Source organism: bacterium, from assembly GCA_037131655.1.
In the GTDB taxonomy this organism is placed as follows: Bacteria; Armatimonadota; Fimbriimonadia; order Fimbriimonadales; family JBAXQP01; genus JBAXQP01.
In genome coordinates this window covers 1-8,956 of the sequence record JBAXQP010000099.1, presented here as the reverse complement: position 1 = coordinate 8,956, position 8,956 = coordinate 1, and the positions used below count along the sequence as shown (strand labels likewise).

10 protein-coding genes are annotated in these 8,956 nt (G+C 46.6%); 3 read left to right on the top strand and 7 right to left on the bottom strand.

Annotation, left to right across the window (positions count from 1 at the left end):
- Positions 1–334: 334 nt before the first annotated feature.
- The 5 genes from WCO51_06250 to WCO51_06230 all read right to left on the bottom strand — a co-directional run bounded on the left by WCO51_06250 (position 335) and on the right by WCO51_06230 (position 5,836).
- A complete protein-coding gene (locus WCO51_06250; protein ID MEI6512860.1) occupies positions 335–1,240 on the bottom strand; it encodes a UbiA-like polyprenyltransferase in 906 nt (301 codons plus the stop codon).
- A gap of 44 nt (positions 1,241–1,284) precedes the next feature.
- The gene (locus tag WCO51_06245) at positions 1,285–2,595 is read right to left on the bottom strand and encodes a pitrilysin family protein (protein ID MEI6512859.1); all 1,311 of its coding nucleotides are present in this window, start codon (positions 2,593–2,595) and stop codon (positions 1,285–1,287) included.
- Complete coding sequence (locus WCO51_06240) at positions 2,592–3,881, bottom strand: pitrilysin family protein (protein ID MEI6512858.1); 1,290 nt, start codon at positions 3,879–3,881, stop codon at positions 2,592–2,594. The genes WCO51_06245 and WCO51_06240 overlap by 4 nt, the downstream gene beginning before the upstream one ends.
- 88 nt (positions 3,882–3,969) lie before the next feature.
- Complete coding sequence (locus WCO51_06235) at positions 3,970–4,797, bottom strand: matrixin family metalloprotease (GenBank protein ID MEI6512857.1); 828 nt, start codon at positions 4,795–4,797, stop codon at positions 3,970–3,972.
- 211 nt (positions 4,798–5,008) lie between these two features.
- Entirely contained in the window at positions 5,009–5,836 is an 828-nt protein-coding gene (locus WCO51_06230) for a matrixin family metalloprotease (protein MEI6512856.1), read from the bottom strand.
- Between the two features lie 147 nt (positions 5,837–5,983).
- Between WCO51_06230 and WCO51_06225 the strand changes: the two genes are divergently transcribed.
- The gene (locus WCO51_06225) at positions 5,984–6,499 is read left to right on the top strand and encodes a macro domain-containing protein (protein MEI6512855.1); all 516 of its coding nucleotides are present in this window, start codon (positions 5,984–5,986) and stop codon (positions 6,497–6,499) included.
- Here the strand turns inward: WCO51_06225 and WCO51_06220 are convergent.
- Complete coding sequence (locus WCO51_06220) at positions 6,496–7,014, bottom strand: isoprenylcysteine carboxylmethyltransferase family protein (GenBank protein ID MEI6512854.1); 519 nt, start codon at positions 7,012–7,014, stop codon at positions 6,496–6,498. The genes WCO51_06225 and WCO51_06220 overlap by 4 nt on opposite strands.
- Before the next feature lie 2 nt (positions 7,015–7,016).
- Positions 7,017–7,418: a VOC family protein gene (locus tag WCO51_06215; protein MEI6512853.1), complete on the bottom strand. Its 402-nt coding sequence runs from the start codon at positions 7,416–7,418 to the stop codon at positions 7,017–7,019.
- Positions 7,419–7,584: 166 nt separating this feature from the next.
- Between WCO51_06215 and rpmB the strand changes: the two genes are divergently transcribed.
- Together rpmB and murB are read left to right on the top strand one after the other, a co-directional pair.
- Positions 7,585–7,800, top strand: coding sequence for a 50S ribosomal protein L28 (gene rpmB / locus WCO51_06210; GenBank protein MEI6512852.1), 216 nt, complete (start codon positions 7,585–7,587; stop codon positions 7,798–7,800).
- 86 nt (positions 7,801–7,886) lie between these two features.
- Positions 7,887–8,891, top strand: a complete 1,005-nt coding sequence (murB, locus tag WCO51_06205; GenBank protein MEI6512851.1) for a UDP-N-acetylmuramate dehydrogenase — start codon at positions 7,887–7,889, stop codon at positions 8,889–8,891.
- Positions 8,892–8,956: the final 65 nt, after the last annotated feature.

Genomic DNA, 8,956 nt, shown 5'->3' with positions numbered 1-8,956 from the left:
ATTCAGCCAGCAGCGAAGGAACCTCATAACGAACCTCCGCAGCCTCTTCCCCCGCAGGAGTATGAAACCAAGCGATAATCGGTTTAGCATTAAGATAAGGCACGCACCCAATCACTGACCTATTCATTTCAGTTCCTTTCTAGTTAGCTGAGAAGCAGTCAGCCCGTAGCGCTAACGATATTTTCGTGTCATTACGAGGCTGTTTGTGCCGAAGCAACACCCTCTTAAACCATTCAGACAGATTCCACGCCTTCGGCTATGAATGACACCTCTAAAGAGGTGTTTTGGAATCCGAATCGTGCTTCTTGCCTCTTGCTTCGATCCTTCTCTCCCATCACCGATCACCTAACACCTTCACCCTAAAAACCCAATCAGCAACCACAAAAAGGAGCATGACTACGCTTACGTAGCCATTTACGGTGAAAAAGGCGATGTTGATCTTGGTTAGGTCTTGTGGGTTGACCAGGGTGTGCTCGTAGATTAAGAGTAAGGCTATGACTGCCACACCAATGAAATAGAAAATGCCTGCTCCTAGGACTATACCTGCTGCGGCAAAACTGATGGCAGCGATAAGATGAAAACCACGAGCAATCCAGAGGGAGGCTTTCAGGCCAAAACGTTTTGGAATGGAGAACAAACCTTGCTGTTTGTCGAATTCTAAATCCTGCAAGCTGTAGAGCACGTCAAAGCCAGCTGTCCAGAGCATTACCCCAAGGCTCAACAATACCGGCTGAAGTTCAAGTCGGCCGCTGACAGCGATCCAGGCGGCAGTTGGGGCAATCCCTAGGGAAAGGCCGAGCCATAAATGGGAAAACGACGTAAACCGTTTTGAATAGGAATAGCCGAGCACGATGATTAACGCTACAGGGCTTAAAATGAGGCACAGCATATTTAACTTATAGCTAGCCAATTCAAAAAGTGCGATGGAAGCTGATAAAAAAATGGCGACGTGAAAGGGTTTGAGGGTTCCTGCAGGAAGGGCGCGGTTGCTGGTTCGTGGGTTTTTTGCATCGATTTTGTGATCGGCCAAACGGTTGAATGACATCGCAGCGCTTCGCGCGCCCACCATGGCAGCTATAATCCATACAAGTGTCCGCCAATTCGGCAAACCGTTTGAAGCATAAATCGCCCCAATCAACGCGAACGGCAAAGCGAAAATTGTATGCTCAAATTTGATCATTTCAAGAATGATCCGCAGTCTATTAACCCCACGCGAAACAGGGGACAAAATCACACTCATAACCACCCACCGGCAAGCATACTAGCCTTTTTCCGGGCTGAAGGTCAATCTCTACTCACCACGCTATCACCAGATGTGACGGTCACAACCACTGGTTCTTTTAGATAAGTTTTGGCGAGGCGGAGGAGGTCTTCTTTGGTGACAGCTTCTAGTTTGGCGCTGAAATCAGCGTCTTCCAAATAGCCTTTGCGCTGCATTTCCCAGAATCCTAGCCAATTGGCGCGTTCTTTCACACGTTGGTGATGCAAGGCATAGGTTCCGACAGAGAAGCGTTTTGCTCGGGTTAATTCTTCATCGGTTGGCGGCTCATCGAGTAAACCGGTCATCACTTTCAGCATTGCATCACGCACAGTTGCAGCGTTATCTTTTTTTGGGATGAATTGAATGAAGCCAACCAATTGGCTGCCGACACTCATAGGGACAAGTGTGCTTCCGACTTCATAACCAATCCCAGAGGTATCGCGCAAACGCCGAAATAGGCGGGAGGACTTCCCTTCACCAATGAGCGTATTTAATACCACGACTGCGGGATAATCATCACTGGCGGCACCCGGCAGGGCAAAATTTAACAGCATATAATTTGATGTCACGCCAGGTTGATAAAGTGTAAGAGATGCTTGTTTAGGTATTGGAGGGAGGATAGGTTTGGCGCGATTTCCGATGTTCTCTAATCCCCCTAAAAGCACATCGAACTTCTCCTGCACGGTCTTAGCATCCACTCGACCAACCACTACGATAACAATGTTCTCCGGCACATAATATTTAGCGTAGAATCGTTCCATATCAGATGGTTTTATTCGCTTGGTCTCCTCGGGATTTCCTCCATAAGGGAATGCATAGGGATGAGCGGGATATAGCTTCTCACAAGCGGCAGTATAGGCCATTCGGAACATCGAACTGGTACTAGCCAGTTCCCTTGTCTTCAAAGCCTGATCGATCGCCGCTTGAGCGATCTCTTTATCAAAAACCGAATTCTTCAGCACGTCGCATAGAAAAACTTGGGCGGAATATAAATAGTCTTTAGTGGTCGTAATCGAGATTCGGGTGTAATCAGGCTGCCATAGGACTTCGACACTTCCGCCGATCTGCTGGATAGTTTGCTGAAGCTTTCTGCGGCTCTCATATCTAGTGCTATCACATAATGCATGAGCAACAACACTGCTCAACCCACTCAAGCCAGGCGTCTCCTGCGCTCCACCTACTCTTATAAAGGCATTTAAAGAAACGACTTCCGTCCCATTTTCAGGCTGAATAATAATCCCAAGGTTATTAGCTAAAATACTTTTAACCGGAGCAGCGACTGCAGGATTCGACAGGAGAGCGATAAGAAGCGCATATAGAATTACGTTTCTCATTTCCCACCATGCAGGATTAGAGTAGTTTGAAGGCTAGGGTCGAGGTAGCGCTCGGCTGCACTTTTAATATCTCGCGGGGTTAAGGAGCGCACCATATCAATATAACGGATCGCGATATCAGGGTCGGCAATTGTTGCATAAAAGCCTAATAAGTTGGCTCTACCGCCAAAGGTTTCAGCCTCAAAGAGTGCTGATCCCAGCATTCGCCGACGCACTGTTTCCATCTCGACTGAGCTTAATGTCTCTTCCCTCAAGCTTTTAAACTGCCCTAATAGGGCTGCTTCGCAAAGCTTTAGGTTAGCCTCTTTTGTATTCACGACTACAGCCATTAGTCCTGGTTTGACAGTGGTTGTGTAGGTTCCTTTGATCGTATCGGCAATTTCCTTAAGGCAAGAGTTTAATCGCCCGACTTGCTGGTCGGTTAAAAGAGAAAGAATAAAGTCCAATGCGACTGCCTCTTTTGGCGATAAGGCGGAAGGAGCCGGAAAGGCTATGGCTACACTCGATATTTTGAATTTGCCATTATCTTCAATTCGCTTTCCACTTTTTGGAAGAATAAATGTCTCAATTACTCGTTTGCCTGAAGGGATACCCTTAATTAGTTCGGAGGTCAGTTTTATGGCTTGCTCGGGATCAATATCTCCGACAAGCACAAAGACAATATTGGGACCGATATACCACTGCTTATGAAAAGCCTTAACCTGATCAGGACGGATAGAATTAATACTTGCAAACGAACCGGTAATTGGTAAAGCATATGATAAGTTTTTGTACCATTCGGAAAAGAGCCTTTGGACTATGTATCTGTACTCATTATCGCTGTTACGAGCGATTTCGTCCTGGATCACCGAGCGTTCTGTTTCGATATCCTTATCATTAAGAGCAGGTTTGAAAATCGCCTGGCCTAACGCGGAATAAAGTGGCTCCCAATAGCGGCCGGCAACCGTTGTATAATAGTGCGCCCAATCGCGGTTAGTGGTGGCATCGACAATCGAGCCGGCGCTTTCAGCAAGGAGGTCAAGAAAGCCGTTTGTTTGCCCAATCGAACCTTTGAAAATGAGATGTTCCAGAAAATGAGCGCACCCATTGTTAAGGCTGGTTTCACGAGAAGACCCCGCAGCAATCCAGATGTCCATCGCCACCAGAGGGGCTTCATGTGTCTCTTGGATAATCAGCCGAGCGCCATTTCCAAAGGTGATAAGCTGAGTATCGGCGTTCAATCGCCTCACAATGTAGTCCGTGGCAGGATATGCTGGGGTTGAAGCAAATCCGACCCAAAACGCCATTATTCCTATACAAATCCGTAAAAAGCCACTTCTCACACCCAACATTCTACCCACAGGACGGATTTACCATCACAGAGTTTCATGATTATTAATCAGAAGGTTGGATTAGGCTTTGGGAGGTTAGGCTTAGTTCTTCGCGCACACCGCTATCATCGGGGACGATGGCCAGGGCATTTCTGTAGGCTAATTCGGCATCTTGCCAACGCTTCATTCGCGCTAGCGCTGAACCACGTAGTTTTAAACACTCGGTTCGTAATTGCTTGAATGAATTCAATTCGTCTGTGCTCAGCACGGTTACTGAACGGCCATGCACATCAGGCCCCATAATGTCGGTATAGATCGCGGAATCATTAAGGCCGAGAATGTGGCCTAACTCGTGTGCAACGATATGTTGTATCGAAGAAATCTCATGCCACTCGCCATTTGGACGTGCCCGCATCGCGACTTTTATTTCCCCTGAGAGCACTGTTTGGTATTCATTTGCGTCTGTTTTCCAATGCATACTTCTGCGCCAAAAAACATGACCACAAATCCGCTTCCCATCCATTTCTAAAAGATCTTGGAAATGGACGATAACTTGGGCGCCTGCAGCAGTTTTTGCTTCAGTGAAGAGAGGCGTTCCAGGCATGGCGGTATTCCACAATTGAAGACCGGAGCGCGCTGCATCGAGATATTTCTTGTCGTAAGGAACTTCCACCCCATCCATATCAAAATACACACTTGTTGGCGTATTAAGAAGGATTAGGCTGGTCTCAGCAAGAACCTTCGCTTGATCGCCGACTTGCCGCGCATTCACAGCTAATTGAAAATGCTCAGCTATCTTAGGATCAACACGATTATCGGTGGATATATTTGTTGCTGCAAAACTCGTAAGAAAAAGTCCGAAAATGAATACCGCAATCAGCGCTCGGCTCATGCCTCAGATCACCTCAAAACAATAATACCTTGATTGGAACCATCTAATGATATGATCGGTCAATAGAGGCATCGTAATTACGACTGAGCCTTTTACAAGCGGGGTGAGGAATTTGGCATAAATTAAAGCCTCTACCTATAACAGGCAGGGGCTTTTCAGGTTCATTGATGAATTTCTATTGAGATCTATTGACTCTCAGAACCGCTGATTCTTAATCAGAGGGTTGGATTAGACGTTGGGTGGCTAGACTTAACTCCTTGCGCACACCGCTATCATCGGGGACGATGGCCAGGGCATTTCTGTAGGCTAATTCGGCATCTTGCCAACGCTTCATTCGCGCTAGCGCTGAACCACGTAGTTTTAAACACTCGGTTCGTAATTGCTTGAATGAATTCAATTCGTCTGTGCTCAGCACGGTTACTGAACGGCCATGCACATCAGGCCCCATAATGTCGGTATAGATCGCGGAATCATTAAGGCCGAGAATGTGGCCTAACTCGTGTGCAACGATATGTTGTATCGAAGAAATCTCATGCCACTCGCCATTTGGACGTGCCCGCATCGCGACTTTTATTTCCCCTGAGAGCACTGTTTGGTATTCATTTGCGTCTGTTTTCCAATGCATACTTCTGCGCCAAAAAACATGACCACAAATCCGCTTCCCATCCATTTCTAAAAGATCTTGGAAATGGACGATAACTTGGGCGCCTGCAGCAGTTTTTGCTTCAGTGAAGAGAGGCGTTCCAGGCATGGCGGTATTCCACAATTGAAGACCGGAGCGCGCTGCATCGAGATATTTCTTGTCGTAAGGAACTTCCACCCCATCCATATCAAAATACACACTTGTTGGCGTATTAAGAAGGATTAGGCTGGTCTCAGCAAGAACCTTCGCTTGATCGCCGACTTGCCGTGCATTCACAGCTAATTGAAAATGCTCAGCTATCTTAGGATCAACACGATTATCAGTGGATATATTTGTTGCAGCAAAACTTGTAAGAAAAAGGCCGAAAATGAATACCGTTATCAGCGCTCGGCTCATGACTCAGATCACCTCAAGGCAATAATTCCTTGATTGGAACCATCTTATGAGATATAATCGGTCAAAAGGGGCATAGTAATTACTACAGTTTTTAATTGTGCCAATATTTTTGCTATAAATCAAACGATTATTAATAAAACATTAATTATGTTGGCTCGTGACGACCTCACTGAACTAGAAGTGGACGCCATTGTTAATGCGGCGAATGAAAGTTTGCAACTTGGCGGCGGAGTTGCGGGTGCTATAGCGCGAAAAGGCGGCCACATCATCCAGCAGGAATGCAATCGAATCGGCCATGTTCCCACTGGACAGACTGCTATTACCGGCGCAGGCTCACTGCCGGCTAAATATGTCATTCATGCGGTAGGCCCTATTTGGGGTAGTGGGGACGAGGATAATAAATTACGGAACGCAGTATTAAGCAGCTTGAAACTTGCTCAAGACCATCAGTTGAAGTCAATCGCCTTCCCTGCCATCAGTTCCGGCATTTATGGATTTCCTAAAGACCGATGCGCTAGAGTCATGCTTCAGGCGGTTGAAGATTATATCAATGAGGACCTTGAGACGACGGTGCAGGAGATAAGGTTCGTCTTTATTGATGAGCCTATTTATAATGCCTTTGAGTATGAATTTCAAAGGCGTTGGGGCAAGGAAAGCGATTAATAGATCCAGGGGATGAGCTTGCGGGTTCGTTTTCGGTAGTCTTTATATTCAGAGAAACGCTCGGTTAACCATTCTTCTTCAACGCTGGCTTTCCCATCATAGAACGCAAACGATAATACAGCGATAATCAAGGTAAGCGTGTTTGCGAAAAGAAACGCCAAACCATGCACAAGCAGAATAACCCCTCCATACATTGGATGCCGAACAAGCCTATAGATGCCTCCTTGTTTCAATGTTGCGTTCTTTTTAGGCTTTGGGAGTGGAGTAAGGTTTCGCCCAAGACAAGTAAGGCCAATAAATAGCATCCCCAAGCCTATCATAAAAAGAAGAGTACCAATAACGCGGCCAGTAATGACTAGCCACAAAGGCCATTTCGCAAAAACATGAACCACAAACAGGCTAATCACGAGTGCAATTAAAAGCAATGCTTGAGTGACAACCCACCATTCGCCTTGACTGCCCTTCCACCATGCTTTATAACGGCCATTACTTTGCGGTAAAAGTTCGTTAGACATTATTATATTTGTATCCCCATTTCTTCAGATAATAATACTGCATATCCATCAGGATCAGTTAAAATAAGGGTTTTCTCTCCCCAGGGAGCCTCCATCACTTCACGTAGTATCGTTCTTCCATCAGCTTCCAGTATCGGAAGCAATTCATCAATCGAGGCAACAGGAAAAGACAGGATAACGCCATCTCCCCGCTTACACTCAGACGACAATTGATCGGATTCCTGCTCATCAGGAGGTTGTTGAAAGAGGACAAGACTAAAATCACCCAACATTAACCGAGCTATCTGATGACCTCCCCATTCATCCTGGCCACAAGCAGTCAACCCCAGTCGATCCCTATAAAAACAGAGGGACTGCCCCATATCTTGGACAATTAGCATCACATACGGCGCATCACTAACCATAATAAGCCTCCATTAATCCCCTATTCGACATCAATCCCATATCCCCTTCTTTCGGATGAAATAATTGTGTAATTGGGGTTGAGATACTTCGTTTGTTGGATGTGGTATACTTCAAGACCTACGATTTTCAGGTAAGCATTAAGTAAAGAACGGAAGGAATTGACATATCATGAAAGTCTGCGAGATCTGCGGAAAAGGCGCAATGTTCGGACAGAATATTAGGCACCGTCACTCGGGCCAGTGGAAACTGCGCGCCCAGAGAACAAAACGGCGATTCTTGCCCAATCTTCAGCCCGTTCGCGCTCAGGCTGGACCTAGCTCCACAGTTAAATTAAAAGTTTGCACACGCTGCCTCAAGGCAGGCAAAGTCACACGCGCTTAATCGGTTACGAAGGCCTCTCTTTGCCTTCGTAGCCGTATTTTGGCGCGAAGGCTTTTTAGCAATGGGGCTTTCTATTTGAGATTGCGATGGAGGAAGAAACCCCAATCGAAAATCGATATCAGCAACTCCTGGATGCTCTACCTCGCCCGCATCACATTGAACAAAACGTACTTTTGCGTCTCCATACCACCTTGCGCGTAGGCGGACCGGCAGATCTTTTTTATAATGCCACCGCAATCGAAGGCCTCGCCCAAATCGCTTCACTTGCCCATCAATTCAATGTCCCCATGTTTATGTTGGGGTTCGGAAGCAACATGGTGGTAAGTGACTTGGGGATTCGCGGCTTAGTGATTTTAAATAACTGCAAAAGTTGTGAACCCGGCGAAATCACTTACGCGGAAGCTGGCATCTGCTTCCAAGACCTCTTCTTGAAAACCGCTCAGCAAGGTTTATCAGGGCTTGAATTTGCTGTTGGAATTCCCGGCACCCTCGGTGGAGCGCTCGTTTCTAATGCAGGCGCTTATCGCAGCAACATCGCTGACTTATTAATCGATATCGACCTGGTAACGGAAGGCCAACGCATGACGGTCAGCCCAGATTGGATGGATTTTTCTTATCGAGACAGTCGTTTAAGACGCCCGGGCGCACCGCCCACGGTTTTATTGGCAGCTAGGCTTAAGCTCCAGTCAGGCGACAGGCAAGAAATATTCGCTAAAGCGCGAAGCTTTCAGGAACAGCGCACATTAAAGCAACCCGTCGAATGCAGCGCAGGGAGCTATTTCAAAAATGTGTCTAATAACGAACTCGCACAAAACCTGCCCGATTTACCACAAGCAATGAAAGACGCGGGAGTTGTTCCGGCAGGTTATCTTATTTCTACTTGTGGATTAAAAGGCGCTCAGATCGGCGGGGCTGAAGTCTCACCTAAGCATGCGAATTTCCTCATTAACGTTTCTCATGCCACTGCCGGAGATATGCGCAATTTGGCTTTTCTCGTCAAACAACGCGTTCAAGAACGCTTTAAGGTTGAACTTGAAGAAGAGGTTATTTACGCAGGAGACTGGTCGCACTGGAAACCTGAAATAGGATAGAAAGATCATTGAGCAAAATCGTTATCGATTTGGACAAAAAAAGCAGCCCCATCTCCCCTTTCATC

What these genes read in the sequence shown, in the direction of transcription:
- WCO51_06235 (MEI6512857.1), bottom strand. Translation starts at nt 4,797, where the DNA reads ATGAGCCGAGCGCTGATTGCGGTATTCATTTTCGGACTTTTTCTTACG.
- WCO51_06220 (MEI6512854.1), bottom strand. Translation starts at nt 7,014, where the DNA reads ATGTCTAACGAACTTTTACCGCAAAGTAATGGCCGTTATAAAGCATGG.
- WCO51_06240 (MEI6512858.1), bottom strand. Translation starts at nt 3,881, where the DNA reads ATGGCGTTTTGGGTCGGATTTGCTTCAACCCCAGCATATCCTGCCACG.
- WCO51_06250 (MEI6512860.1), bottom strand. Translation starts at nt 1,240, where the DNA reads ATGAGTGTGATTTTGTCCCCTGTTTCGCGTGGGGTTAATAGACTGCGG.
- WCO51_06230 (MEI6512856.1), bottom strand. Translation starts at nt 5,836, where the DNA reads ATGAGCCGAGCGCTGATAACGGTATTCATTTTCGGCCTTTTTCTTACA.
- WCO51_06245 (MEI6512859.1), bottom strand. Translation starts at nt 2,595, where the DNA reads ATGAGAAACGTAATTCTATATGCGCTTCTTATCGCTCTCCTGTCGAAT.
- WCO51_06225 (MEI6512855.1), top strand. Translation starts at nt 5,984, where the DNA reads ATGTTGGCTCGTGACGACCTCACTGAACTAGAAGTGGACGCCATTGTT.
- WCO51_06215 (MEI6512853.1), bottom strand. Translation starts at nt 7,418, where the DNA reads ATGGTTAGTGATGCGCCGTATGTGATGCTAATTGTCCAAGATATGGGG.
- murB (MEI6512851.1), top strand. Translation starts at nt 7,887, where the DNA reads ATGGAGGAAGAAACCCCAATCGAAAATCGATATCAGCAACTCCTGGAT.